General features: G+C 60.2%; 22 protein-coding genes. 1 reads left to right on the top strand and 21 read right to left on the bottom strand.

The window, feature by feature from the left end:
- Nucleotides 1-2: 2 nt before the first annotated feature.
- The 7 genes from aroQ to aroF are packed head-to-tail and all read right to left on the bottom strand — an operon-like array spanning nucleotide 3 to nucleotide 6,456.
- On the bottom strand, nucleotides 3-437 hold the full coding sequence (gene aroQ / locus ACTNB1_RS03660) for a type II 3-dehydroquinate dehydratase (protein ID WP_441167922.1): 435 nt from the start codon (nucleotides 435-437) through the stop codon (nucleotides 3-5).
- Nucleotides 434-931, bottom strand: a complete 498-nt coding sequence (locus ACTNB1_RS03655; RefSeq protein ID WP_441167921.1) for a shikimate kinase — start codon at nucleotides 929-931, stop codon at nucleotides 434-436. Before ACTNB1_RS03655 ends, aroQ begins: the two co-directional genes overlap by 4 nt.
- Nucleotides 928-2,085 carry a prephenate dehydratase gene (pheA, locus tag ACTNB1_RS03650; RefSeq protein ID WP_441167920.1) on the bottom strand — a complete coding sequence of 386 codons (1,158 nt, stop codon included), beginning with the start codon at nucleotides 2,083-2,085 and terminating at the stop codon, nucleotides 928-930. Before pheA ends, ACTNB1_RS03655 begins: the two co-directional genes overlap by 4 nt.
- Before the next feature lie 14 nt (nucleotides 2,086-2,099).
- On the bottom strand, nucleotides 2,100-3,134 hold the full coding sequence (gene aroC, locus ACTNB1_RS03645) for a chorismate synthase (protein ID WP_441167967.1): 1,035 nt from the start codon (nucleotides 3,132-3,134) through the stop codon (nucleotides 2,100-2,102).
- Nucleotides 3,131-4,339, bottom strand: a complete 1,209-nt coding sequence (locus ACTNB1_RS03640) for a 3-phosphoshikimate 1-carboxyvinyltransferase (protein WP_441167919.1) — start codon at nucleotides 4,337-4,339, stop codon at nucleotides 3,131-3,133. The genes aroC and ACTNB1_RS03640 overlap by 4 nt, the downstream gene beginning before the upstream one ends.
- Nucleotides 4,336-5,400 (bottom strand): 3-dehydroquinate synthase, encoded by a 1,065-nt coding sequence (gene aroB, locus ACTNB1_RS03635; protein ID WP_441167918.1) that lies wholly within the window; start codon nucleotides 5,398-5,400, stop codon nucleotides 4,336-4,338. The genes ACTNB1_RS03640 and aroB overlap by 4 nt, the downstream gene beginning before the upstream one ends.
- A gap of 36 nt (nucleotides 5,401-5,436) precedes the next feature.
- Complete coding sequence (gene aroF / locus ACTNB1_RS03630) at nucleotides 5,437-6,456, bottom strand: 3-deoxy-7-phosphoheptulonate synthase (protein WP_441167917.1); 1,020 nt, start codon at nucleotides 6,454-6,456, stop codon at nucleotides 5,437-5,439.
- A gap of 475 nt (nucleotides 6,457-6,931) precedes the next feature.
- On the opposite strand from aroF, the gene ACTNB1_RS03625 reads away from it, so the two are divergent.
- On the top strand, nucleotides 6,932-8,749 hold the full coding sequence (locus ACTNB1_RS03625) for an alpha/beta hydrolase family esterase (protein WP_441167916.1): 1,818 nt from the start codon (nucleotides 6,932-6,934) through the stop codon (nucleotides 8,747-8,749).
- A 51-nt stretch (nucleotides 8,750-8,800) separates the two neighbouring features.
- Here ACTNB1_RS03625 and proS read toward each other — a convergent pair whose 3' ends face one another.
- From proS to ACTNB1_RS03555, 14 genes are all read right to left on the bottom strand, one after another.
- Nucleotides 8,801-10,240 (bottom strand): proline--tRNA ligase, encoded by a 1,440-nt coding sequence (gene proS, locus ACTNB1_RS03620; protein WP_441167915.1) that lies wholly within the window; start codon nucleotides 10,238-10,240, stop codon nucleotides 8,801-8,803.
- A 134-nt stretch (nucleotides 10,241-10,374) separates the two neighbouring features.
- Nucleotides 10,375-12,684, bottom strand: coding sequence for an S-layer homology domain-containing protein (locus ACTNB1_RS03615; protein ID WP_441167914.1), 2,310 nt, complete (start codon nucleotides 12,682-12,684; stop codon nucleotides 10,375-10,377).
- Nucleotides 12,685-12,808: 124 nt separating this feature from the next.
- Complete coding sequence (locus ACTNB1_RS03610) at nucleotides 12,809-13,588, bottom strand: sulfite exporter TauE/SafE family protein (protein ID WP_441167966.1); 780 nt, start codon at nucleotides 13,586-13,588, stop codon at nucleotides 12,809-12,811.
- Nucleotides 13,589-13,630: 42 nt separating this feature from the next.
- Complete coding sequence (locus tag ACTNB1_RS03605) at nucleotides 13,631-15,118, bottom strand: lactate racemase domain-containing protein (RefSeq protein ID WP_441167913.1); 1,488 nt, start codon at nucleotides 15,116-15,118, stop codon at nucleotides 13,631-13,633.
- 16 nt (nucleotides 15,119-15,134) lie between these two features.
- Nucleotides 15,135-15,971 (bottom strand): triose-phosphate isomerase family protein, encoded by an 837-nt coding sequence (locus ACTNB1_RS03600; protein ID WP_441167912.1) that lies wholly within the window; start codon nucleotides 15,969-15,971, stop codon nucleotides 15,135-15,137.
- Complete coding sequence (locus ACTNB1_RS03595; protein WP_441167911.1) at nucleotides 15,972-17,255, bottom strand: glucose-6-phosphate isomerase; 1,284 nt, start codon at nucleotides 17,253-17,255, stop codon at nucleotides 15,972-15,974.
- 1 nt (nucleotide 17,256) lies between these two features.
- A complete protein-coding gene (locus ACTNB1_RS03590; RefSeq protein ID WP_441167910.1) occupies nucleotides 17,257-18,414 on the bottom strand; it encodes a class II fructose-bisphosphate aldolase in 1,158 nt (385 codons plus the stop codon).
- Between the two features lie 32 nt (nucleotides 18,415-18,446).
- Entirely contained in the window at nucleotides 18,447-19,607 is a 1,161-nt protein-coding gene (gene nagA, locus ACTNB1_RS03585) for an N-acetylglucosamine-6-phosphate deacetylase (RefSeq protein WP_441167909.1), read from the bottom strand.
- A 13-nt stretch (nucleotides 19,608-19,620) separates the two neighbouring features.
- The gene (locus ACTNB1_RS03580) at nucleotides 19,621-20,436 is read right to left on the bottom strand and encodes a glucosamine-6-phosphate isomerase (protein ID WP_441167908.1); all 816 of its coding nucleotides are present in this window, start codon (nucleotides 20,434-20,436) and stop codon (nucleotides 19,621-19,623) included.
- 18 nt (nucleotides 20,437-20,454) lie between these two features.
- Complete coding sequence (locus ACTNB1_RS03575) at nucleotides 20,455-21,132, bottom strand: response regulator (RefSeq protein ID WP_441167907.1); 678 nt, start codon at nucleotides 21,130-21,132, stop codon at nucleotides 20,455-20,457.
- A 5-nt stretch (nucleotides 21,133-21,137) separates the two neighbouring features.
- The gene (locus tag ACTNB1_RS03570) at nucleotides 21,138-22,646 is read right to left on the bottom strand and encodes a sensor histidine kinase (protein WP_441167906.1); all 1,509 of its coding nucleotides are present in this window, start codon (nucleotides 22,644-22,646) and stop codon (nucleotides 21,138-21,140) included.
- 119 nt (nucleotides 22,647-22,765) lie between these two features.
- Nucleotides 22,766-23,836, bottom strand: a complete 1,071-nt coding sequence (locus ACTNB1_RS03565; protein ID WP_441167905.1) for an ABC transporter substrate-binding protein — start codon at nucleotides 23,834-23,836, stop codon at nucleotides 22,766-22,768.
- Nucleotides 23,837-23,899: 63 nt separating this feature from the next.
- Nucleotides 23,900-24,691 carry an ABC transporter ATP-binding protein gene (locus tag ACTNB1_RS03560; protein WP_441167904.1) on the bottom strand — a complete coding sequence of 264 codons (792 nt, stop codon included), beginning with the start codon at nucleotides 24,689-24,691 and terminating at the stop codon, nucleotides 23,900-23,902.
- The gene (locus ACTNB1_RS03555) at nucleotides 24,667-25,446 is read right to left on the bottom strand and encodes an ABC transporter permease (protein WP_441167903.1); all 780 of its coding nucleotides are present in this window, start codon (nucleotides 25,444-25,446) and stop codon (nucleotides 24,667-24,669) included. The genes ACTNB1_RS03560 and ACTNB1_RS03555 overlap by 25 nt, the downstream gene beginning before the upstream one ends.
- Nucleotides 25,447-25,559: the final 113 nt, after the last annotated feature.

Here is a 25,559-nt window from a genome sequence, read left to right as displayed (position 1 = left end):
CTTTATCGGCCCGCCATCTCCAGGAAGTAACGGATGGCCGCTTCATAGCCATAGAAACCAAGCCCGCAGATCTGGCCCACACAGGCGGGAGCGGTGACGCTCTTGTGCCGGAACTCTTCCCGCTGATGGACATTGGAAATATGGACCTCGATGCAGGGCACATCCACCGCCTTCAGGGCGTCCAAAATGGCGTAGGAGTAGTGGGTGTAGGCACCGGGATTCATGATAATGGCGTCAAATTTCCCCTGGGCGGCGTGGATAGCGTCAATGATAGCGCCCTCGTGGTTGGACTGGAAGCACTCGGCAGTGGAGTCATGGGCGGCGGCAAAGTCCTTCAGTCGCTTGCACAGGCTCTCGTAGGTATTCTCCCCATAAATGCCGGGCTCCCGCTGGCCCAGCAGGTTCAGGTTAGGTCCGTTGATGACCAGGAACTTCATTTGTTCAGCACCTCCAAAATCCGCTGTACCGTCTCCACCGGGGTGGGCTGTACGTCCACCACATGGTCGGCCCACTCCAGATAGATAGGCTCCCGGGCAGCGTACCGCTCCAGGAAGGCTTCCCTTCCCTGCTGGCCCAGGGGCCGTCCCCCCATGGAGACGTTGTCGTAGATCTCCCCCGGATCCCGCCGGAGGAAGATCACCGTGCCGCTGTATTTTAAACTGGCAATAGAATCACACCGGGTGGGCAGGCCTCCGCCGCAGGCGATGACCTGCTTTTTCCTCAGGGCCAGCTCTTCCGCAGCGCCCAGCTCCCAGTCCCGGAAAACGGCCTCCCCCTCCTTGGCAAAGATATCGGGGATGGTACGGCCCACGGCCGCCTCGATGTACTGGTCGGTGTCTACGAAGCTAAATCCCAGGCGCTTGGCCAGCAGCTCCCCCACCGTGGTCTTGCCGCAGCCCATCATGCCGATGAGCACCACATTGTCCTTCATCCCTCGTACCCCTTGTAGTTGCCCAGAATACGGATCTCCGCCGCCAGTTGGCTCAGCTCATGGAGCACGCCGTCCATGCCTTCGGCGGCCAAATCGCCGGTGAAGTCCAGGAAGAACAGATACTCCCAGCCCCGGCCGGGAATGGGTCGGGACTCGATCTTCAGCAGGTTGAGGCCCTGAACGGCGAAGATGGTCAGAATCTCATGGAGAGAGCCGCTCTGGTGGGGTAGGCGGAACATGGCGCTGATCTTGTTCCGGTCAGGCCGCAGTTCGGGCACGGGAGACACCACGGCAAACCGGGTGTGGTTCATGCTGTTGTAGTTGACCCCCTCCACCAGAATATTCAGGCCGTAGAGCTTGGCCGCCCGGCGGGAACAGATGGCGGCGGCAGTGCGGTCCCCGGTCTCAGCCACCAGCTTGGCCGAACCGGCGGTGTCCAGGGTGGGCACCCGTTTCCAGTCCCGGTGGGCATCCAGATACTTCTCGCTCTGCATCAGTCCCTGTTCATGGGAGTAGACGGTCTTAATATCAGAGAGTTCCACACTCGGCAGAGCCATGAGGCAGTGCTCCACCTTCACCTGCCACTCTCCCACAATGGAATAGCGGTACTGGGCCATCAGGTCGTATACCTGCCGGATAGACCCGGTAGAGGAGTTCTCCACCGGAACCACGGCGTAGTCAGCCTCGCCGCGCTCCAGGGCTGCAAAGACGTCGGTAAACCAGGCAAGGCCCCGGCTGTCCACGTCATCCCCAAAGAAGCCGGCTGCGGCCTCCTCACTGTAACAGCCCGGCTCCCCCTGGTACACCACCCGGGGATGCTCTACCGGCTGGCGAGCACGAGCCAAATCAGCCAGGTAGGCGGCGTAGCCCGGATCTTCCGTTCCCTCATGCACCAGATGGCGCTGCTGCCGGCGGGAGATGGCCATAATGGACTCGTACAGGGCAGCAATGTCCGCCTTCCGGGCGGGATCGTCGGTAAGGGCGGTCTTGGCAGCAATGACTTGCTTCTCCCGGCCGGCGTCCAGCACCGGGATACCCGCTCGCTGCTTGTATTCCCCCACCTTGCCGGTGACCGCCATCCGCTCCAGGAACAGCTTGACCAGTTCCCCATCGATGCGGTCGATCTCCTGCCGGTATCCTTCCAGTTCGGTCATGTTCATTCGCTCCTTTAAATGCCCAGCACCGCGCAGGCAGCCAGGGCAGCCGCAGCCTCGATCACCGGCACCGCCCGGGGGACGATGCAGGGGTCGTGGCGGCCGTGGATCTCGATTTCAGTCTCCTCCCCGGTGCGCAGATCCACGCTCTGCTGGGGCAGGGAGATGGAGGGTGTGGGCCGGATGGTGGTCTCAAACACCACCGGCATGCCGTTGGTGATGCCGCCGTTGACACCCCCGGCGTGGTTGGTGGTGGTAACCACCTTGCCGTTCTCCACAGCGAAGGGGTCGTTGGCCTCGCTGCCCCGCATGAGGGAGAAAGCGGCACCGGCGCCGAAGTCCACGCCCTTGACGGCGGGCACGGCAAACAGGTACTGGGCAAAAATGCCCTCCACATTGCAGCCGAAGTCGGGGGCACCCAATCCGGCGGGCAGGCCCCAGACAGCGCACTCAATGGCACCGCCCACGCTGTCCTGCTGCTCCTTGGCCTCCAGAATGGCCTGGCGCATCTCCTCCCCCTTGGCGTCGTTCAGCACCGGGAAGGGCTTGTTGGCCACATCCTTCATCTCGTCCAGCTCCCCCAGGGGAGCATCGCAGATGCCGTAAATGGAGCTGATGTGGGCGCCCACCCACACGCCCTTCCGGGCCAGCACCTGTTTCGCCACCGCCCCCGCCGCTGTCAGCGGCGCGGTGAGTCGGCCGGAGAAGTGGCCGCCGCCCCGGTAATCCTGGGCGCCCCGGCTCTTGATAAACCCGGCATAGTCCCCGTGGCTGGGCCGAGGGGTGTATCGGATGGACTCGTAGTCCTTGGAGTGCTGGTTGGTATTATAGATCACCATGGTCAGGGGCGCACCGGTGGTCTTGCCTTCAAAGAGGCCGGAGAGCACCTCCACCTTGTCAGCCTCTTTCCGGGCGGTGGCGGTGGGGTCTTTCCCCGGCCGCCGCCGGTCCAGCTCCCACTGGATCTGCTCCAGATCCAGCTCCAGCCCGGCGGGCACTCCCTCCAGCACCACGCCGATGGCAGGGCCGTGGGATTCGCCGAATATCATGTGTCGCATGTCAATTTTCCTCCCAAACTGCGGTAATCCTCCCAGAAGCCCGGGTAGGACTTTTTCACGCACTCAGCGCCGGTAATGGTCACCGGGCCTTCACACCGGATGGCGGCAATTGCCGCCATCATGGCGATACGGTGGTCGTTATGGCCGGAGACAGTAACTCCTCCCGCCAGCCGCTCCTTACCGCAGATCACCAGGTGGTCCTCAAACTCCTCTACCTGGGCACCCATAGCATTGAGTACCTCCGTCACCGCGGCCAGCCGGTCGCTCTCCTTGATGCGCAGCCGGGCGGCGTTGACAATGCGGGTGGTCTCCCCTGCACGCAGGGCCGCCATGGCGGCCAGAGGAGGCACCAGGTCGGGACACTGGCTCACGTCCAGGTCCACCGGACCCGGACCTTGCAGCTTCATATAATAGGGTACGATCCGCATGTCCCCTTGGGCGGAAAAGGCATTGAGCCCCTGAATATCCAGCTCACAGCCCAGACTGACAGCGGCGTACCAGAAGGCGGCGTTGGACCAGTCCGCCTCAATGACCACATCCCGGGCCTGGTACTTCTGATTCCCAGGCACCCGGAAGACGCAGTCCCCGTCGTACTCCGCTTTCACTCCGAACTGTTCCAAGGCGTCCAGGGTCATGTCGATATATCCCCGGGATTCCAGCGGGGTGGTCAGCAGGATGCGGCTGTCCCCCTCCAGCAGAGGCAGGGCGTACAGCAATCCAGTGACAAACTGGGAGGACACATCTCCCGGCAGGGTGTAATCCCCGGGGGTAAGCCGTCCCCGCACCGTCAGGGTGCCGTCCTTCTGTTCCCAGGCAATCCTCTTCTCCCGAAAGATGGCAAAATAGGGCTGCTGGGGCCGCTCCATCAGCCGTCCGTGTCCGATGAACCGGCCGCCGCCCCGAAGGGCCAGGGCCACCGGAATGAGAAAGCGCAGCGTGGAGCCGCTCTCCCCGCAGTCCAGCTCGGGCAGGCCGTTCCCCGGCGTCTTCAGGGCGGCCATGCACCGCCGGGTAGCGTCAATATCCTCAGACCTGCCCAGGTTTCCGATGCGGCTTTTCTCCGTGCCCAGGGCGGCGGCGATCAGGATCCGGTGGGACTGGGACTTGGATGGCGGCGGCGTTACCGTCCCCCGAAGCAGAGCAGGCGTAATAGTAAGGTCAAACCGAGCGGGCATGATGCCGGCAGTCACATTCATTTCAGTTCCTCCAGCAGCATTTCCTTGGGCATTTTATGGGGCACAGCCCGGCCCACCTCCTCCAGCAGGATCACCGAGATATCCGCACCGGCACCCTTCTTGTCCAGTCCGATAGCAGCGGTATACTCCTCCAAGGTACAGGGGATCTCCGTGGGCAGTCCCAGGGGAGCCAGCGTCTCAGCAATAGCCTCTGCCGTTCCGGCGGGAGTCACACCCAGTTTCTCACCCAATCCGGCGGCGCGTACCATACCGGCGGCCACCGCCTGACCATGGGTCCAGGTCTCGTAGTGCCCCGCCAGCTCGTAGGCGTGGCCCAGCGTGTGGCCGAAGTTCAAAAGCATCCGTTTTCCCGTGTCCCGCTCGTCCTGCTCCACTACGATTCGTTTTAGATCGCAGCAAGTATACAAAACGTATTCCATTTCTGCCATCAGCTGAGCCCGGGAGGGCCGCTGAGCCAGAAAATCAAAAAAGGCCTTGTCAAAAATACAGCCGTATTTGATGACCTCCGCCATGCCATCGGCGAAGGTAGCATCCGGCAGGGTGTCCAGCGTCTCCGGGTCCATGAGCACCAGTTTGGGCTGCCAGAAGGCTCCGGCCAGGTTCTTGCCGTGGTCCAGGTCGATGGCCACCTTGCCTCCCACGGAGGAGTCCACCTGGGAGAGGAGGGTGGTGGGGATCTGAACAAAGTCCACACCCCGGAGGACGGTAGCGGCGGCAAAGCCCGCCAGGTCTCCCACCACGCCGCCGCCCAGGGCCACCACGGCGTCGGTACGGGTGAGACCGAAGTCCATCATACACTCCCACAGACGGGTGAGCTCTACGGCGCATTTGGAGGCCTCACCGGCAGGAATCTCACAGATGGCAGTCTCAAATCCAGCAGCCTCCAGCGAGGGGATGATCCGCTTCAGGTACAATGGGCCCACGGTGGAGTCAGTCACCACAAACAGCTTGTCCGCCCGGGGCAGCACCGCCCGGCAGTGCTCTCCCGCCTGGTCCAGCAGACCCCGCTCAATCAGAATATCATAGCTTCGCCCCGGCAGGGACACGGTGAGGGTTTTCATGGGCGCTTCGTCCTTTCCGCAACACGGCATTTCATCTTATCTTACCAGGTTTTTTCCCACCAGGTCAACCAGAGCAGACACCTTGCCCATCAGGTGGTCGAACTTCTCCGGGGTCAGAGACTGCTGACCGTCACACTTGGCGTGGGCGGGGTCGTTGTGGACCTCAATGATCAGGCCGTCCGCTCCGGCGGCCACAGCAGCCAGGGCAAGAGGCTCTACCATCCAGTACATGCCGGCGGCATGGGAGGGATCCACAATAATGGGCAGATGGCTCATCCGCTTGATGGCGGGGATGGCGGATACGTCCAGAGTGTTGCGGGTGTAGTTCTCAAAGGTACGCACACCCCGCTCACAGAGGATCACGTTCTCGTTGCCGGAAGCCATGATATACTCGGCGGACATGATCCACTCCTCGTAGGTGTTGGACAGACCCCGCTTGAGCAGGATGGGCTTGCTCATTTTACCCACTTCTTTGAGCAGTTCGAAGTTCTGCATGTTCCGGGCACCCACCTGGACCACGTCCACCTCCCGCTCGAACAGGTCGGCCATGCGGGGATCCATGATCTCAGTGACGATGGGCAGGCCGGTCTTTTCCCGGGCCTCCATCAGCAGGTCCAGGCCTTCGGTGCCCATGCCCTGGAAGGAGTAGGGGGAGGTACGGGGCTTGAAGGCGCCGCCCCGGAGCAGGGCCGCGCCGGAGGCCTTCACATCGGCGGCCACGGCGCAGATCTGCTCCTCGCTCTCCACCGAGCAGGGTCCGGCGATGACGGAGAAGTTCCCGCCGCCGATCTTGGCGTTCCCCACGGTCACCACCGTATCCTCCGGGTGGAACTTACGGTTGGCCTTCTTATAGGGCTCCTGCACCCGCATGACCCGCTCCACGTGGGGGTTAATAGAGATCTTGTCCATGTCCACGGCGGTGGTATCGCCCACCAGGCCCAGGATGGTGCATCCGATACCGTTGGTGATGCCGACCTCCAGATTCTGCTCTTTCAGCTTACTGACCAGGGCGTCAATATCCTGTTTGCTGGTGCCCGGTCTCATAACGACTACCATAAGTTTCCTCCTCCTTGCAATAAAAAGGACGCTCATTGATGAACTCAATGAGCGTCCCCAAACTGACTGGTTCCATAGAGCCCCTGAAAAGGCTCAGCCCATTTCCTTCATCCGCCTATTTTCCCCATGCCAAAAAAGCCGGTGCCCATAAATCGAGCCCAGCTAAAGGAGAACAGGTAGGATGCAGTTGTGAGGTTTCGACGATCCATCATAAAACGCCTCACGATAACAGGTTGTTGTCATTATAAACCCATCGTTTTTCAATTGCAACCGGGATTTTTCACAAATGAAACTAATACGCTCCAACTTTTGCCGCTATTTCCCCCGATATTTTTCTACGCTAGTGAATTAATTTACAGAAGATTTATTTTTTCCTGTTTGACGTTTTGTAAAAGCGTCCATATAATAGCTGCAACTTCACTGCCACATTATTGAAACTGTATATTATACTTTGCAGAAAGAAAGGATGACTTCTATGCCCAGCAAATTGCAGATCACTTCACTGGTTCTGGCCGCTGCTCTTACCGTCGGCGTCACAGGCTGCACCCAACAGCCCCCTGCCAATGAATCACCTGCCGCATCCCAACCTGCCGTGGCAGAAAAGGTCTCGGCCACCCTGCTGGCTGATGTGGTCACCGAAACCGTGGATGTGGATCCTGCCGACCCTCTGGGCACTGAACTCTCCGGCCTTTATTCCGTAGAGCTGGAACTGGAGGATGGAGGCAGCCGGATGCTCTATCACTACATTCCCGATACGGTTGGTTACCGTCAACCGGCAGTGGCTATCGGCGTGCCTGCCGCTCAGGCTGCGGACCAATTCATTGAGGATTCCGGCTGGAAGACTGTGGCTGAGGAAAACGGCATGCATCTGATTCTTATGGTCTGCGGAGAGGACGGTTGGACTGAGGACGAAAGCGACTATACCACCGCCGCCTTCGGATACATGGATGACCGCGAGTACATCCAGATGCAGGATTCCGCCTTCTACATGGTGGGTTACGAGGATGCCGCCGATGCGGTCATGGCCTTTGCCGTGGAAAACTCTGAAAAATTTGCCGGTTTTGCTGCTTTTGGCGTGGACAATTTTGACACCGCGCTTCTGGACGCCGCAAAGAACGAACCCAGCAATGCCGACGGCGTTATGAAAAGCGAGGTTGCTGTTCCTATGTGGATCGGGGCGTCGGAAGAAACCGAATCCGTCAGCGCTTTGATCGATTACTGGAAAAGCGCTAACAACTGCGGAGACGAGGTTTTCTCCAATCAATACGCCGAGCAGGTCTATCAGTTCCCCGAATATATGGCCAACACCAACGAGATCACCTATGACAATTGCTCCAAGGTGCTGGTGAGCATCGGGCGGGATGACACCCAATCGCCCGAATTCACCAGCTATCTCTACAACGATTTTCTGAAGCGCACCCGCCGGCAGGACAGCGGTGATATCAACGCCCTGCGTCCCTTTGCCACCAATGAGGAAAAAGGTATGGATTACCACACTCTGGAAGTAGAGGGTGTCACCCGGGAGTTTTACGTCTATGTTCCCACCGATGTAGCCAATGGCCGGTACGACAGCGTCCCTGTGGTCTTTGCGTTCCATGGCGGCGGCGGCTCCGGCGAGGAGTTTGCGGCCCGCTCCGGCTGGGATAAGCTGGCAGAAGAGCGAAACTTTATCGCGGTCTTCCCCACCGGCTCTCGGGGTAATGACGCCTTCTCGGCTAGAACCACCTGGAGTACCGATGATCTACCCTTCTTTGAGGCTATGCGCACCTTCCTGTTAGAAAATTATCCAACCGACGAAAGCCGCATCTATGTCAGTGGACAGTCGATGGGTAGCATAATGAGTTTTACCATTGCACTCATACACCCCGAATGGATTGCCGCCTGTGCCGCGGCTTCGGCCCCTCTTCTTCCCAGTGAAACGGAAAATGTAAACGCATCTCTTATTATGCCCATGATGTGGTCCGTTGGTATGAAAGACCAGTATTTTGTAGACGAAAACGGCGAATTGGATATGAACAATGTCACTCCTCTCATTACCGAATGGAGAGACCGTTATGGTATTACCGCCGATGAATCCACTACTTATACCTACCAAAACGGCAATTTTACTGGCTACGATTATAAAAATATCCAGGGCATCACTTTGATCCGCGAACAGCTTGTCATCGACAAGATTCACGCCATGCTGCCCGACGAGGTCTATACACTGTATGATTTCCTGAGCTGCTACTCCAGAGGAGAAGACGGCACCTCTTACTACATGGGTATAGAAATTAGCCCCGAAGTAAACTAAAGCAACAAAAAGCCCGGAGCCATACGCTCCGGGCTTTTTCTGCCACTTATTTTAATAAGCCACGCCCCAGTACACCATGTGCTTGGCGGGCTTGCCGCAGACGGGGCACACATCGCCCAGGTGCTCCTGCTCCAGGGGAATGCAGCGGGAGGACACACCAGCGATCTCCTTCATCTTCAGCTCGCAGGCCTCGTCGCCGCACCACATGGTCTTGGCGAAGCCGCCCTGAGTGGACATCTTCTCCTTGACCTCCTCCACGGTAGAGCAGGCGTAGGTGTTCTCGTCCAGGTTCTTCTTGGCCTTGTCGTACAGGCCCTTCTGCACCGCGTCCAGCATGGTCTGGACGGTCTCCTCGATGTTGTCCAGGGAGACAAAGCTCTTTTCGCCGTTGTCGCGGCGGACCAGCACGCACTGGTTCTTCTCCATGTCCTTGGGGCCCATCTCCAGACGCAGAGGCACGCCCTTCATCTCATACTCGGCGAACTTCCAGCCGGCGGACTGCTCGGAGGCGTCCATCTTCACCCGGATGCCGGCGGCCTTCAGGCGGGCCATAACGGCCTCGTTGGCCGCCAGCACACCCTCCTTGTGCTGGGCCACAGGGATGATGATGACCTGAGTGGGGGCGATCTTGGGGGGCAGCACCAGACCGTTGTTGTCGCCGTGGGTCATGATGACGCCGCCGATGAGACGGGTAGACACGCCCCAGGAGGTCTGGAAGGGATGATGGGGCTGGTTGTCCTTACCGGCGAAGGTGATGTCGAAGGCGCGGGCGAAGCCGTCGCCGAAGTAGTGGGAGGTACCGGCCTGAAGGGCCTTCTTGTCGTGCATCATGCACTCCACGGTGTAGGTGGCCTCGGCGCCGGAGAACTTCTCCTTGTCGGTCTTGCGGCCCTTCACCACGGGCATGGCCAGGTAGTTCTCACAGAAGTCGGCGTAGATGTTGAACATCTGCTCGGTCTCGGCAATGGCCTCCTCGGCGGTGGCGTGCATGGTGTGGCCCTCCTGCCACAGGAATTCCCGGTGACGCAGGAAGGGACGGGAGGTCTTCTCCCACCGCAGCACGGAGCACCACTGGTTGTACAGCTTGGGCAGGTCACGGTGAGAGTGGATGATATTCTTATAGTGCTCACAGAACAGGGTCTCACTGGTGGGGCGGATGCAGTAGCGCTCCTCCAGCTTCTCAGAGCCGCCCATGGTCACCCAGGCGCACTCGGGGGCAAAGCCCTCTACATGATCCTTCTCCTTCTGGAGCAGGCTCTCGGGGATCAGCATGGGCAGGTACACGTTCTCATGCCCGGTCTCCTTAAACTTCTCGTCCAGGATCTTCTGAAAATTCTCCCAGATGGCATAGCCATAGGGCCGGTAAATAAATACGCCCTTGATGGAAGAGTAATCGATGAGCTCCGCCTTCTTGCACACGTCGGTGAACCACTTGGCGAAGTCCACCTCCATATCGGTGATCTGTTCCACCTGCTTTTTGTCCTGTGCCATAACTCTATCTCAATCCTTTATCAAAAAATACAACATGGGTTCTTCCTATTTTATTCATTCGGCGCCGAAAAGTCAAGGGGCCCGCAAGCAGGAAAAGAGGCCCGGATCCAAGATCCGGGCCCTTTTTCTCTCATTTATCCGATTTTCAGTACCAGAGTGGCTACGAACTTAGCGCCCGAGTAGCTGCCGTACACCTGTACCATGTCACCGGCGGCCAGTCTGCCCAGAGACACGCTGCTGCCGGAGGTGCTGGTAAAGTTGGCGTCCGATACGTCTACAGTCAGCACCGTACCGCTATCCAGCTGGATCATCAGAGTCTTGTCCGTGGTGTTGGGCAGCAGCACTGTACCGTTGAGCTGGGTGTTGGAACCGGAGCTCTTATCCACCTCGATGGAGACGACCTCGTCTCCGCTGACCACCATGGCCACCTTGTCATTGGGTTTAAGAGAGTACAGGGAAATGGCGGAGCCGTCCTGCGTCACCGACACACCCTCCGCCACAGTGTAGGATGTGGTCGAACCGTTGGTCAGCTGCACATCAATGGTTACGCCGGAGGCATCCTGCACCACCCGGGTGATCGTCCCGGTGACATTGGCGCTCTGGCTGGTGGTCTCCAGGGTGGCCACCTCGTTGTAGCGCACGGTGACGATAATGGAGTCACCGCTGCGGATTTTATCGATAGAGCTTGTCTTTCCATCCCGGTAAACGGTGGGCAGATCCGTCAGATCCAGCTCAAAGGTCACCACACTGCCGGCGGCGGTACGCACGGACAGGACGGTAGGCGTGCCATAGGAAATAGACTCAATGACACCCTCTGTGGTGGTGGAACCGGGCCAGGCGTCGATCTCCGCCACGCGGCCGCCAGAGAAGCGCACGGTAGCATAGCTGCTCTTTTCCAGGCTTCTCAGTGCAATCTCCTCACCGTTGTAGCGCACCACGGCGTCAGCGGCAATATTGTAGGTCTCAGAGGAGCTGGACCCCGCCTTTCCAATGGTGATGGTGTTTACATCCTTGGCATAGGTGTAGTTCTTCACCACACCCTGAACATACTGGGTGACCGTATCCACCGCGATGCTCACCAGCTGGTTGGCGCTGTCATTGTTCACCCGCAGGCTCACGTACTTTCCCTCGTGGGCGGTAGACAGGCTGCCGGCCACACCGTTGACGGTGACACCCGCACCCAGAGGCAGCGTATAGCGCTGAGTTTCCCCATTGAAGGCGGAAACCTGGATGCTCTGGCCGCTGGCAGTCTCCACCACAGACACCAGAATACCTTCCGCGCTGTGGCTGCCGCCGGAAAGCTTGATACCGGCCAGGTGGCCCATTGCGTCCACATAGCACACTGCGGTGGTATAACCCGCCTGAAGGTCAATGAGCTCCGGCCCGCCGGTGGCGCCTCCCACCTGCACGGCGGTAAAGCGATCGATAGCCAGGCTCCGGGTGGTACCGTTCTCCACCAGATTCACCCGGTCCTTGGTGATGCTGTTTACCGTACCGCTGTAGCTGGTCAGCGTACCGCCCAGCCGCACAGACTGCGCTGCGCCAGTCTTGCTCAGGTTGATCCGGGCATACTGACCCACCCGCAGAGCAGAGGTGGTGGAGAGCATGTTGTTCTCGTAGATCTTCACATCGTCGGAAAGAGAGATGCTGGTGGTGCCGGTGATCTCGCTGTTCAGCGTCACCAGCGTGGTGCCGCTTCCCCCGGAGGTCACCGCCGCGATGGTACCACCCACCCACTTATAGTCCGTATAGGCGGGCAGCTCGGCGTACAGGCCGGCCTCGTCCATAAAGTCCATGGCCCGGCGGAGCATGACGGCCATCTCCGCCCGGGTGAGGGAGCGGTTGGGCAGGAACTTGTTGTACTGGTCTCCCTCCACGATACCGTAGCTGTTGAGCACATAGACATAGGGCTGCAGAGCGGCAGAGATGGAGGATGCATCGGCAAAGCTCAGGGGGTAGCTGCTCAGGCTCTTGGCCAGAGGCTCCAGCTGCATGGCCCGCACCAGATACATGGCCAGGTTTTCCCGGCTGATAGCTTTCACCAATCCATCGGCCTGGGCCAGGGAGCGCAGCTCGGTCTCAGAAATGATGCCGGTCTCCAGACAGACAGCCATCTCCGTTCCCGCCCAGGAGTAGAGGGATTCAGGCATGATCTCCTTCAGCGTATCCGCCCACTTCTCGGCGATCTTGGTTTTATCCGCAACGGACACACCGGTAGCCCGGGAGCAGAAGATCACTGCCTCGCAGGCCGTCATGGCCCGATCGGGGGTAAAGGTGGTATCGCTGGTACCGTTGACCACCCCCTGGGTAGCCAGGTATTCCACATCGGTCTTGGCCCAGTGGTTGGTCATGTCGGAAAACGTGACGGCGGCGGCAGATACCGTCAGCAGAGAGATGGCCATAACGACCGTCAGCAACCAGGCCGCAAATCGCTTCCCTTTCATACTCGTCCCTCCATTATGTACGTTGGTTTCCATAACTAGCTTAAATTATAACGGCTCCCCATGGAAAAAGCAACAGCAAAAAGGCGTCGGGATCTTTCCCGACGCCTTTTTGCCTCCGGCAGCCTCAGGCCGCCAGGTTGCGCACGATATTGAAGATAGAGATAGCCAGCACGATCAGCTGGACCGCGTTGAAGGCCTTTTCCACCGACGCCTCGGAGAACTTCTTGTTCAGGCTGGCGCCGATGAAGCCGCCGGCGATGGCGCCGACGATCATGACCGGGGCGATGGACAGGTCAAAGACCCCGAATCCGGTGGTGAGGGCCACCGTGCCCAGCTTGGAGATCTGGGCAAACAGGATGGTCACCAGGGAGCACACCGTGGCCGACTTGGTGTCGAAGGAGAACAGGTAGATGATGAGGGCCACGTTGATGGGGCCGCCGCCGATGCCCAGGAAGGAGGAGCAGATGCCCAGGAAGACGCCCACCAGCAGGGATACCACGATCCCCTCCAGGTGCTTGCTGGGGATATGGCTCTTGTTCTTCATGTAGAGGAACACCGCCAGGATCAGCAGGGAGAGCACCACGTTCTGCACCACCGTCACCGCGGAGTTTGCCTGGAGGGCGTTCACGATGACCTGGAGCAGCTTCTCCCCCGCCAGACCGCCCACCACCGAGCCCAGGGCCAGGGGGATGGCGGTACCGAAGGGGATCTTGGTCTTGGCCAGCATCTGCTTGCCGATGGACACCACCGACATGGAAAACACGGTCAGGGAGGAGATCACGCCGATGGTCTGCACATCAAAGTCATGGAGCACATCCATCAGGGGCTTGATGATGACCCCGCCGCCCATTCCTGTCAGGGAGCCCACAGTGGTGGCCCCGATGGCGATGAGGAAATAGATCACATACTGCAAGGGAGCGCCTTCTTTCTACAGGTTAGCCCCTGCTCAGCACCCGCAGGGAGTGCCGCTGATGGGGGCGGAGTTGAGCGCGGGGTCCTTCATGCACAGGTGGACCGCCGCGGTGGTAAAGGTCTTGGGCAGAGCCAGGATGTTGGGGTTGGGACCGGTGTACTTCTTCATGGCGTCGGCCAGAGCCTCCTCGAAGGTGGCCCGGGTCTTCAGGCCCATGCCGCGGGCGATGCCGGGCTCACGGGCGCCCACGATGTAGATGGCGCTGGTGTTCATCTCAGCGATGTGGCCGCAGCTCATCATGGAGAAGCCGTGGAAGGGGTGGAAGGCGTTGGCAAAGCGGTACTTGCGGATGTACTCCTCCTTGGTGGCAAAGTACTCGCCATACCGGTTCATATCCGCCAGGGTGTTCATATAGTCATGCTGGAACATATCGTACAGCTCCCGCAGGTAGGGCCACCGCTCGTCGTGGAAGTAGCCGTCGCAGATGCTGCTGACGATGAACACACAGTGGTCGCTCATGATCCGCTTGTGGCGGATGACCTGGGCGGACAGAGCCTGCATCATCTGGATGGGGTTGGTGCCCATGCCGTTGCCGTAGTGGAAGTTGGTGGGCATGCCGAAGACGATGATATCGTACTTCTTCTCCGCCCAGTGGACATAGGTCCGCTTGTCGGCCATCTTCCAGGAGACGGGCTGCATCTCCTTGGCCCAGCCGGAGTTGATCTCGATCTGACGGGACTTGGTATCCAGCACCGCGTCGCAGCAGAAGAACTTCTTGCCCATCTTCTCTTCCATCAGCATGCCCTGCTGGTCGAACTTGTGGCGCATCTCACTGTTGGTGGACACGGGCACGAAGTCGGGCCGGTGCATGACCTGGGGCACGTGGTGGGCAGAGATGCTCCGCCAGTGGGAGATGCCGGTGGCACAGTGCTTGTAGCCGCCGGAGTAACCGCCGTAGGGGTTGCCCTGGGTGTGGCCGATGAGGATGGCGATGTCGGCGTCAAAGACGTACTTGTTCATGATCACGTGGTCGCCCTGAGCGGTGTAGCCCAGGTCCACCAGGTGGTCATAGTCCTCGCTGTCGTGGCTGGTGATCTGGCCGGTGTAGTAGAACTCGTTGAACAGCTCCTCGCCCAGGATGGTGCGCATCTCAGGCACGGTGGCACGGGGGTGCAGGCCGTTGGAGAAGAGCAGCAGGATGTCCTTCTTCTCCACGCCGGCGGCGTACAGCTCGTCCAGGCAGGCCCGGATGGCCACCTTCCGGTGGGAGGTGGGCTGGTTGCCGCCCTTGACGATGTCGGGGATAACGAAGACCACAGTCTTGCCGGGAGCGGCCAGTTCCTTCAGGGGCTCCATGCCGATGGGGTTGCGGATGGACTCCAGAGTGGCGTTGTACAGGCTGTCCCAGTCCTGGGGCAGGCAGGGGGGATCGGCTACCGTCTCGCCGGGGATGAAAATGTCGGTGCTGTCGGGCAGCTCAGCGCTCATGAATCCCTGGCCGTACTCAAAATCCAGTTTCATAGTTTACCTCCGTCTCTTAATGACCCATGTACAGGCGAATGATCTCCAGATACTCCTCGGGATAGAAGCCGATCTCCCCGCTGAAGCGGGTGAGCGCAATCAGGCCGCCGTCGATCTCGGCGATGGAGGCCAGCATGGCGGCGTTGTCCGCCTTCAGGCCGCCACCGTACACCACGTCCAGGCCGCCGGTCTGCTCCTTGACGAAGCAGGCGATCTTCTCGATGTAGGGCTTGTCGGCAGGAGTCTTGCCGGGGCCGATGGACCAGATGGGCTCGTAGGCGATGACCACCTTGCTCTTGTCCACCCCGTCCAGGCCGATGGAGAGCTGGTCGCCCAGCACCTGCTGCCAGGCCTCCTGCTCCTCACTCTTCTCGCCGATGCAGTAGAGCACCTTCAGGCCGGCGGCCTGAGCGCACTTGATCTCCTGGTTCAGCAGGCGGTTGACAGCGGCGGTGTCGGTGACCCCGGCCTCAGCCAGGATGCCTGCCTTGTCGTTGCGCTCCTCGCAGTGGCCGATGAGGGTCCAGCCGCAGCCCAGGGCGGCGGCGGCGTGGGCAGGCCGGTTGGTGGTAAAGGCGCCGAAATTGCCGCCCACGGCGGTGTCGGCCCGGTACACGCTCTGGCAGCCCACCTCCACCTTGCTGTCGGCAGTGCGGGCAGCAGCGGCGGAGAGGATGTGAGCCTCGGGGAAGAAGTCCACGAACTCCACTTCATTGGCGTCATAACCGGTGAGGCCCTTCTGGGTCTCGCTGACGATGACCTTGCCCCAGTCGGCCATGGGGGCCAGGCGGTTCACACCGCCCAGCTCCACCGGCACGTCGAAGCGCTTCAGATTCAAAAAGATATGTTTCATTCAGTTCGCACCCGGCTTTCCCAAATTTTTAAACATATAGCCCTTGTAGGCCTCCACGCCCGGCTGGTTGAAGGGGTTGACCCCCGTCAGCTTGCAGGACAGATAGCAGGCAAACAGGAAGAAGTAGAACATCTCGCCCAGGGTGTGGGCGTCCAGAGCGGGAACGGACAGGTTCAGGCAGGGGATGCCGCCTTCGCTGTGGGCCTCGATGGTGGCCTTCCGGGCGGTATCGTTGATGTCCCAAAAGTCCTTGCCGTCCAGGTACTGGAAGTAGTCCCTCTTGGTCTCGGCAGGCATAATGACGCTGGCGTCCCGCTCCCGCACTTCGATGAAGGTCTCAAACAGGATGGGGCTGCCCTGCTGGATGAACTGGCCGATGGAGTGGAGGTCCTCCGAGTTGGAGGCGCACACCGGATAGAGGCCGGTGCCGTCCTTACCCTCGCTCTCGGCGAAGGCCTGAATCCACCACTTGGCAAAGTAGTCCAGACGGGGCTCAAAGAAGGCCATCATCTCCAGGCTGAAGCCGTGCTGCAGCATCAGGTTCCGCAGGCAGGCGTACTTGAGGGCGATGTTCTCCTCGGCGGGCTCGGCCAGGAGCCGGTCACGCATGTCCCGCATGCCCTGGGTAATGGCCTTGATATCAATGCCGGCCACCGCCATGGGGAACAGACCCACGTCGCTGCCGATGGAGTAGCGGCCCCCGATGCGCTCGGGGAACTCCAGGAAGGTGTAGCCGTGGTCCTTGCACAGCTGGTGCAGGGTGGAGCCGGGGGTGCCGGTGGCAAAGATCCGCCGGGCGGCGTCCGCCTCCCCGTACCGCTTCTCCAGATAGTGGCGGAGCATGCGGAAGGCAATGCCGGGCTCCAGGGTCTCAAAGTTCTTGGCGATGCAGTCGATGTAGATGGACTTGTAGCCGTCCAGTTCCTCCAGGGTGCGGGCCATCTCGCAGGCGGAGATGGTGTTGCCCGCCCACAGAATGGCGGGGCCATTCTTGGGCCGCAGGGCCTTCACCGCTGCGCGGGAGGCCTGGTTAGAGCCGCCGATACCAATGACCACGAAGGCGTCGGCGTCGGTCCGAACACGCGCTGCCTGCTCCAGCAGGTAATCCACCCGCTCCGGGCCGGCGGACTCGTCCACGCTGAACCAGCCCAGGCTGTCCTGATACTGCGCCTCTCCGGCTACGACCGCCTCCAGCACAGGGGCGGAAGCGCGGATCTTTTCCTCCAGCTCGCCGGGGGCCAGCACCGGCTTGCGATCCAGGTAGGACAGGGTAATGTCCTTCATGTTACACGCCCTCCTTGGCGTAGCGGGCGGCCATATTCTCCAGGGAAGCCATCTCCACCAGAGGAGCCTTGCCGTAGCTGCCGAACTCCACGATCAGGGTGCCCACGGCCTCCTTCACGCCGCGGCGCATAGCGTCGGTGATGAGAGCCACGGTGCCCTCGTCGCCGGTACCGTACATGACGGTATCCATGATGGGGGCCAGGAAGGCGCGGGGATCAAAGGCATCCCGCTTCTCGTCCAGCAGCTTCCAGATGCCGCCCACCTTGGGATCGTCCTTCAGCTCGGGGTGATCCCGGAACAGCTCCCGGAAGTTGCGGGTAACGGCCAGGCGGATATCGGTATCCACGTTGATCTTGCCGATGCCGCAGGGAATGGCGGCCTTCAGCTCTTCCTTGGAGATGCCGTAGGCGTTCTTAATGTCGCCGCCCAGGGCGTTGATCTCGTTGACGATGTACTGAGGAACGGTGGAGGAACCGTGGGACACCAGCACGCCCTGGATGCCCTCGTGGTTCATGCACTCCTTAATGGCGATGGGGATCTCCTTGCGCAGCTTCACATCCTTGCCCTTGCTGGCGCCGTGCATGGTGCCGTAGCTGATAGCCAGGGCGTCCACACCGGTCTTCTTGAAGAACTCGATGGCGGACAGGGGGTTGGTGTAGGTGGAGTTGGCAGCAAACACATGGTCCTCCACGCCGGCCAGCACGCCCAGCTCGCCCTCCACGGACACGCCGCGGGCGTGGGCATACTTTACCACCTCGCGGGTGATCTCCACGTTCTCGTCAAAGGGCAGAGAGGAGCCGTCGATCATAACGGAGGTGTAGCCGCCCTCGATGGCGGCCACGCAGGAGTCGAAGTTCTTGCCGTGATCCAGGTGGAGCACCACAGGAATGGGGCTGTTGGCGGCAAACTTCTTCACCGCCTCGGCGATGTTGCGGGCGCCCTTCTTCTTGTCCTCCAGGGTGCCGTTGGCGAAGTCCACCCGGCCGCCCATAAAGGCGTTGGCCAGGTCGGCGCCCTGCAGAATGGCGGGAGAGCGGAACATCTCATGGACGGCGATGACGGCCTCGGCCTGGGCAACGGCATTGACGTTGAAGGCTCCCTGGGCATAGCCGTACTTCACAGTGGCGTCCAGCACGGGACGCAGAGGTACCAGAGGCATAACAAATTCTCCTTTACAAATGAAATGGATGTTTAGGAACGGGTATACACAGTGCGGCCGCCCACAATGGTGCGGACCACCTGGCAGTCGGTATCCAGAAGGACCAGATCAGCGTCCTTACCCTGGGCGATCTCTCCCTTACCGGTCCAGCCCATGAGGCGGGCGGGGTTGGCGGTCATCAGGGGCACCACAGTCTCGGCGCTCTTGCCGGTGAACTTCATCAGGTTGCGCAGGGCCTGGGCCAGGGTGAGGGTGGAGCCGGCCCGAACGCCATTGGGCAGCTTGGCGTCTCCGTCCTCCACGATGACGTCGTTGACCCCCAGCTTATAGTTGCCGTCGGGCAGGCCGGCGGCCATGATGGAATCGGTGATGGCCAGCACACGGTCATAGCCCTTGGCCTTCAGGTAGAGGCGGACGGTGCCGGGATGAAGATGGCGGCCGTCACAGATGGCCTCCACATACACGTCGCTCTCCAGGGCGGCGCCGAAAATGGCGGGGTCGTGCTGGTGGAACAGACGCATGGCGTTGCCCAAGTGAGTGCAGGAACGGACGCCGGCGTTCACGCAGGCCATAGACTGGTCGTAGCCCGCGCCGCTGTGGCCCATGGCACACACGATGCCCATGGCGGTGAGCTGAGGCACCAGCTCGGCCACGCCGGGGATCTCGGGAGAGAGAGTCACATAGCGGATGTGGCCGCCGCTGGCCTTCTGATAGCGCTCAAACAGCGCGGCATCGGCGGTATGCATCAGCAGATGCTCCGGCATGGCGCCCTTGTATTCGGTGGACAGGCAGGGTCCCTCCAGGTGGACACCCAGCAGGGCCGCCCCGTCGTAGGGTCCGCCCTCGATGACCTGGCGGGCCTGCTCCAGGCACCAGAGGGTCTGCTCCACCGTATCGGTAAGGATGGAGCACAGCCAGCCGGTAACGCCCTGGCTGGCAAAGAACCGGCCGATGGTGCGCAGGCCTTCCACGTCGGCAGCATTCACGTCCACTCCGGCGGCGCCGTGGGTATGTACATCCAGGAAGCCGGGGACGGCCCGCAGGCCGGTTCCGTCCAGCTCAGGCAGGTTTTTCACATTGTGATAGCCCTGGGTAACAGCGGTGATTTTGCCGTCCTCCACCGCCAGGTCGGCGGGGACGAAGGCGCCGTTCAGGAGAACGGAACCATTTTTCAGATAAAAGGAGCCTTCCATGACGGCGGCCTCCTTAATAGGCCTTCTGGGCAGCGTTGGCGTTGACATACAGCACCGCGTCGGGGTGATTCTGAGCCAGGGTGGCGGGGAACGCGGCGCTCACCTCGCCATAGGCAGCCCGGCGGCACACGGCACGGTGCCAGTCGCGGAACACGGCCAGGCGGATCTTCCTGGCGGAGAGGATCTCCTTCATGCCGATGGTGACGCACTTGTGAGGCATATCCTCCAGAGCACCGCCCAGGTCGCCCACGCAGTTGGTGGCCCGGGTTTCCGGGGAGATGTCCAGCACCCGGGTGGGCAGCTGGGCAAACTGCTCAGCAGTCAGCTCGGGCTGGGGCTCGTTGAAGGCCAGGTGGCCGGTGATGCCGATGCCGCCGAAGGTGACGTCCACGCCGCCCAGCTTCTCAATGAGGGCGGGGATGTGACCCAGGTCGTTGGGGTTGGGGAAAACCCGCTGCTCCTCGGGCATCAGCAGCTCCGGGTCGATCTTGCCGTACACCTCACGGGCCATGAAGCCCCGGAAGGACAGGGGGTCGTCCTTGTCGATCCACTGGCCGTCGTCGGTGAGGTACTCGTCCATGTTGATGAACCAGCAGTTCTTCAGGGACAGCTTCTCACGGTTCACCAGGCGGACAAAGATGGGGTACTGGCCCACAGGGCCCACAGGGCAGATGAACACGGTGTGCTTGCCGGCGGCGTTGTTGGCGCGGATCTCGGCGCACATCTCAGCGGCCAGCTCATAAAAGACCTCACCGGAGTCGCCCAGCTTCACGATAGGCAGCTTGGCGTCCTTGCCCAGCTCCTGGGCGGAAATATGATAGTAATCCATGACGATACTCTCCTTCCGTTATTGAAACAAATGCTCCAGACTCATCTGACGGATCATTTTAACGATCTCCTTGGTACGGGAGCAGCCGAACTTATTGAGCAGGCCCTTGATCTGGGTCTTGACCGTGACCACCTCCACACACCGCAGCTTGGCAATCTCCGCCACCTTCTTGTCCTGAAGAAGGAGCTTGACCAGCTCGTGCTCGGCGGGTGTAAGATGGGCCACATTGTTGATGAAAAAGATGAGGGAACGCTCACTGCGGCGCAGCCGGGCGTACTCCTGCATCACGGTATTCTGGATCCGGGGCTCCAGCTCCGCCCGGCCCTGACTGGCCCGGCGGATATGCTCCAGCAGCTTCTCCTCATCGCAGCCCTTTACCACATAGTCCACCGCGCCGGTACCCATGGCGTTGGTAATCATGTCGTCGGTCTCATGGGCGGTGAGAAAGAGGATTTTGACTTGGGGATATTTCGCGGTGATGATCTCCGCGGCCCGGATGCCGGCGTCAATGGACTCCATCTCGATGTCCATCAAAATCACGTCGCAGGGGGTCTTGGCGGCCAGAGCTACAATCTCCTCTCCGGAGGAGGCGGCGCCCACCATCTCCATATCGTCCTGAGCGGACACCACATCGCAGAAATCCTCCCGCAGCAGGGGCAGGTCCTCCGCAACCATCACACGGATCTTCTCTTCCACGGCAGTCACTCCTTCTGATGGGTGTCATACAGGGGCAGCATAATGAAGAAGCTGGTGCCCTCGTCCGGGCGGCTCTCCAGCCGGAGCCGGCCCAGATGGCTTTTGACGATCTTTCTCACGTAGTACAGCCCCATGCCCCAGTTGTGATTGGTATTCTTGCTGGTGAAAAACGGTTCAAATATCTTGTTCTGCAAATCCAGCGGGATGCCTTTTCCATTGTCGGCAGTTTCCACCACCGTCCACATCCGCTCCGCCCGGACCCGCAGGGTCACCCGGGGTTCCTCCCGACCGGCCTGTACCGCCGCCTCATAGCCGTTGCACAGCAGGTTGCAGACCGCCTCGCTGAGATGGCCCAGATCAGCCAATATTTGTCGATGGGTGCTCAGCTCCACGATCACCGGCTGATCCGGATACTTGCCGTGGAACCGCTCCACCGCGGTAAGTGCCAGCTGATCCACTGTCACCGGGGCGAGCGTGATGGCATTATTTTTGACCGACCGATACAGCTCGTCCATCCGCCTGAGCATGCCCTCATTCAGATCGTTCAGTTGCTGGGCACAGGCCCGAATACGTTCCAGATCCGGCGGATCCTCAGCCAGGGCCCGGGACAGCTTTTTGTGGAGCACCCGGCTGGAGAGCAGCTGATTCTTCACTCCGTGGACAAACACAGATACGCCCATGCCCGCCGCGTCAAATTTTCGCTGGAGAATCAGATCCTGACGGGTGTCATCATAGCTGATCTTGGTGTAGCGCACCATATTGTAGCTGCCCAGCACCACCGTAAACACCGTGCACAGCCCCAAAATGATCCATCCCAGTCCCGGGAGGGTGGAACTGATATAGCTGGTAACACCAAGGCGGATATACTCCGAAATAAACATGTTGTAGATCTGGGCCGGATCCTTGCTGGCATAGAGCAGATAGAGCACCGAAATGCTGAGGAAGCAGAGCAGGATATACCGAAAGTTGCGTTTGAATACCGGCATCGTGGTCGCCCTGTACTCCAACACCATCAGGACCGCAGCCGCCGCCAGGTAGGCCAAAATCCCAACCAGCACCACGTTGATGAGGATGGGCAGGATCCACAAGCGGCCATTGACCACCCTATGGAAGACAGGCGGATAGTAGTAGATCAGCCACAGCGCAGGCGGTAAACATGCCAGTATCCGCAGGCTCTTCAGCCTGCGGCGGAAAAAGGGGATCATTGTAGTTTCCAGAGCGGTCAGTAAGGCAAACAGCGGGAACAGGGACCGGCCGATGGCCACCACATACCCCAGTTTGTTCATGGGCAGCGGTAAAAATTGCAGCCAGGTCTGCAGCTCAGGCACCAGGAAGAGAAAGGCGCGCTGCTGGGCGGCGGTACCGCCCATTTTTGCGATATAGATAATAATGCCCGCCAGCATCACCAGGTTGCATATGCTCATGCCCAGCAGATAGAACGCCAGGATATCCCTTCGTCTCAGAGCCACATATATCGCGGTGACCAGGCACAGGATCAGCACCAGAATCAGCACAGTCCTCCCCCCTATCACCCGCTATTATACCCCGACTCTACCGTTCCTGTAAACACCGGCGGCACAAAAGAGCGCCGGGGCTCCGCCTAACACGGAGCCCCGGCGGGGTAAACGATCATTTACTTGGAGGCGCTGTAGGCGTCATAAGCCTGCTGCATCACGTCGAAGAGCACGTAGTTGTCCACGGGAACTTCCTCGGTGATGGTGCCGTTGTTCAGGAACACCTGCTGCTGGGCCTCATACAGGCTGCGGATGGTGTCGAAGTCGCCCATGCAATCCACGGCGCCCTGCCAGTTGCCCTCACCAACGGAGAGGAGCATGGTATCCTCGGGAGCGTCCAGGTCGGCGGCCAGAGTCTTGGCAACCTCTTCGATGTTGGCGGCGCGATAGACCTCAGCCTTCAGGATGGCCTGGGAGAAGCGGACCAGGATGTCCTCGTTCTCAGCGGCGTACTCGGGAGTGCAGATGAAGCTGGAGGGGAAAGCGGCCTTGTCGGTGTAGTCGTTGTTGGTGCCCAGAACCAGGTAGTCATCGCCCAGGGTCTGCTCCAGGGTCACGGTGTTGGGGGACCAGGTAGCGGCGGCGTCGATCTGGCCGGAGATCAGAGCGGTGGTCATACCTTCCACGTTCATCTCAACGGTGTTGATGTCGTCCATGGTCAGGCCAGCCTCTTCCAGCACGAACTGGAGGATGATCTCGGAGGAGGTACCGGAGGACACGGCAACGGTCTTGCCCTTCAGGTCAGCGGCAGTCTCGATGCCCTTAGCCTTGTTGGCCACCACGGCATCAGCCTGGGACAGCTGGTCGAAAGCAAACACAACAGCGTCGCCCTGGATGCACAGGGAGTGAGCGCCGTGGCCGATCTGGGAAATGTCGATGTCGCCGGAAGCCATAGCGGCGATCTCAGCAGGGCCGCCGGAGAACTGAGAGGTCTCCACGGTCAGGCCAACTTCCTCGAAGTAGCCCTGGTGAATAGCGGTGAACAGGGAAGAAGCGGAACCCAGGTTGGGCATGTAAGCGACGCGGATAGTAGCGGGCTCGTACTCGGTGCCGGGAGTCTCGCTGCTGACAGCATCAGGGGTCCCAGTGTTGGCAGCGGGGCTCTCAGTAGTGTCGCCGTTGCTGCCGCAGGCAGCCAGAGAGAAAACCATACCGCAGGCCAGTGCAAGAGCAAGCAGTTTCTTCTTCATACTCAAAATCCTCCTTAAATTATTTACGTTATCACCATCCGGCGGTGGCCGGAACGACGATCCTTACTTCCGTACGGACAGGTACTCCTGATACACCTGGCTCCAGATGTGGTTCTTCAGCTCCAGGAACCGGGGGCTCATCTTGGTCTCCTGATCGCGGGGATAGGGGATGTCGATGTCCACGATTTCCTTGACGCGACCGGGACGGGCACACATGATGACCACCCGCTGAGCCAGGATGATGGCCTCTTCCACGTCGTGGGTGATGAAGAAGCAGGTCTTCTGCTCCTTCTCCCAGGTGTTCAGCAGCTCCTGCTGCAGCTGGGTACGGGTCTGAGCATCCAGAGCGCCGAAGGGTTCGTCCATCAGCAGCACCTTGGGGTTGACGGCGTAGGCACGGGCGATGGCCACGCGCTGCTTCATGCCGCCGGACAGCTCCTTGGGGTAGGCCTTGGCAAAGCCCTCCAGGTCCACCATCTTCAGATACTTGTGGGCCAGCTCCTCGCACTCTTCCTTGCTCTTGCCCTGGAGCTTCAGGCCGAACTCGACGTTCTTCTCCACGGTGAGCCAGGGGAACAGAGCGTACTGCTGGAACACGATGCCGCGGTCAGGACCGGGACCCTGAACCTCTTTGCCGTCCACCAGCACCTTGCCCTCAGTGGGGGTCTCCAGGCCGCCGATGATATTCAGCAGGGTGGACTTACCACATCCGGAAGGACCCACCACACAAATAAACTCGTTTTCGTGGATGTCCATATCCACACCGTTCAGCGCGATCATCTCGCCATTGCGGCCATTGAACTTCTTGACCACATGGTCGATATGTACCTTTACTGCTGAATTGTTTCCTGCCATCCCGTAAACCTCCTCTCAAGGAATCTCACAATTTTCTCGAAGCAAATACCGATGATGCCCAGCAGGATCACACCCATGAGCACCACGTCCATCTGGTACCAGCCGCTGGCCTGCTGGATCATCATGCCGATGCCCTTGTCGCCGCCCACGATCTCAGAAGCCATCAGAGTGGTCATGGAGGTGGACAGGCCCAGACGGGCGGCTACCAGAATGAAGGGGGTGGAGGCGGGAATGGTGATCTTGAAGAAAATGTCGCTTTGCTTGGCGCCCAGCACCCGGGCGGCCTTGATCAGGGTAGTATCCACGCCCTTGACGCCCTGATAGATGGTAATGACCATCACCAGGAAAGCGGCGATGAAGATAACCGTCACCTTGGCCACCTGGCCGATACCCAGAGCAGCAACGATCAGGAACACGTAAGCCAGAGGGGGAATGTTACGGATGAACTGGATCCAGGGCTCCACCACCCGGCGGAAGGGATCATACCAGGCCATCAGGAATGCCACCGGGATAGACACCACAAAGGCGATGGCGAAACCGGTCAGCACGCGGGACAAGCTGGCCCAGAAGTGACCCAGCAGCACACCGCTGGAAGCCTTGCTCACAAAGGCGTCGATCACAGCCTTGGGAGTTGCGAACACGGCGGGCCACTTGTACGCGGCGAGCAGCCAGATAGCCACGGCCACGGCCAGGGAGATGAGCAGCCATACCCAGTTGGGTATCTTGCTCCAGACAGACGATTTTTTCAGTCTCATGGACACCGAGCCTCCTTTTAGTGAGTCCAGTATACCCAAACTCATGAGTTTTGGTAAGTATGAAGTTTTATCATACTTTTCGCTCTGGTGCAAAAAACGCGGTCGATCTGTCG

Origin of the sequence: Flavonifractor sp. HCP28S3_F3 (assembly GCF_052065355.1) — a bacterium.
In the GTDB taxonomy this organism is placed as follows: Bacteria; Bacillota; Clostridia; order Oscillospirales; family Oscillospiraceae; genus Flavonifractor.
This window is presented reverse-complemented; position numbering and strand designations above follow the sequence as displayed.

What these genes read in the sequence shown, in the direction of transcription:
- aroQ (WP_441167922.1), bottom strand. Translation starts at nt 437, where the DNA reads ATGAAGTTCCTGGTCATCAACGGACCTAACCTGAACCTGCTGGGCCAG.
- ACTNB1_RS03655 (WP_441167921.1), bottom strand. Translation starts at nt 931, where the DNA reads ATGAAGGACAATGTGGTGCTCATCGGCATGATGGGCTGCGGCAAGACC.
- pheA (WP_441167920.1), bottom strand. Translation starts at nt 2,085, where the DNA reads ATGACCGAACTGGAAGGATACCGGCAGGAGATCGACCGCATCGATGGG.
- aroC (WP_441167967.1), bottom strand. Translation starts at nt 3,134, where the DNA reads ATGATATTCGGCGAATCCCACGGCCCTGCCATCGGCGTGGTGCTGGAG.
- ACTNB1_RS03640 (WP_441167919.1), bottom strand. Translation starts at nt 4,339, where the DNA reads ATGAATGTGACTGCCGGCATCATGCCCGCTCGGTTTGACCTTACTATT.
- aroB (WP_441167918.1), bottom strand. Translation starts at nt 5,400, where the DNA reads ATGAAAACCCTCACCGTGTCCCTGCCGGGGCGAAGCTATGATATTCTG.
- aroF (WP_441167917.1), bottom strand. Translation starts at nt 6,456, where the DNA reads ATGGTAGTCGTTATGAGACCGGGCACCAGCAAACAGGATATTGACGCC.
- ACTNB1_RS03625 (WP_441167916.1), top strand. Translation starts at nt 6,932, where the DNA reads ATGCCCAGCAAATTGCAGATCACTTCACTGGTTCTGGCCGCTGCTCTT.
- proS (WP_441167915.1), bottom strand. Translation starts at nt 10,240, where the DNA reads ATGGCACAGGACAAAAAGCAGGTGGAACAGATCACCGATATGGAGGTG.
- ACTNB1_RS03615 (WP_441167914.1), bottom strand. Translation starts at nt 12,684, where the DNA reads ATGAAAGGGAAGCGATTTGCGGCCTGGTTGCTGACGGTCGTTATGGCC.
- ACTNB1_RS03605 (WP_441167913.1), bottom strand. Translation starts at nt 15,118, where the DNA reads ATGAAACTGGATTTTGAGTACGGCCAGGGATTCATGAGCGCTGAGCTG.
- ACTNB1_RS03600 (WP_441167912.1), bottom strand. Translation starts at nt 15,971, where the DNA reads ATGAAACATATCTTTTTGAATCTGAAGCGCTTCGACGTGCCGGTGGAG.
- ACTNB1_RS03595 (WP_441167911.1), bottom strand. Translation starts at nt 17,255, where the DNA reads ATGAAGGACATTACCCTGTCCTACCTGGATCGCAAGCCGGTGCTGGCC.
- ACTNB1_RS03590 (WP_441167910.1), bottom strand. Translation starts at nt 18,414, where the DNA reads ATGCCTCTGGTACCTCTGCGTCCCGTGCTGGACGCCACTGTGAAGTAC.
- nagA (WP_441167909.1), bottom strand. Translation starts at nt 19,607, where the DNA reads ATGGAAGGCTCCTTTTATCTGAAAAATGGTTCCGTTCTCCTGAACGGC.
- ACTNB1_RS03580 (WP_441167908.1), bottom strand. Translation starts at nt 20,436, where the DNA reads ATGGATTACTATCATATTTCCGCCCAGGAGCTGGGCAAGGACGCCAAG.
- ACTNB1_RS03565 (WP_441167905.1), bottom strand. Translation starts at nt 23,836, where the DNA reads ATGAAGAAGAAACTGCTTGCTCTTGCACTGGCCTGCGGTATGGTTTTC.
- ACTNB1_RS03560 (WP_441167904.1), bottom strand. Translation starts at nt 24,691, where the DNA reads ATGGCAGGAAACAATTCAGCAGTAAAGGTACATATCGACCATGTGGTC.
- ACTNB1_RS03555 (WP_441167903.1), bottom strand. Translation starts at nt 25,446, where the DNA reads ATGAGACTGAAAAAATCGTCTGTCTGGAGCAAGATACCCAACTGGGTA.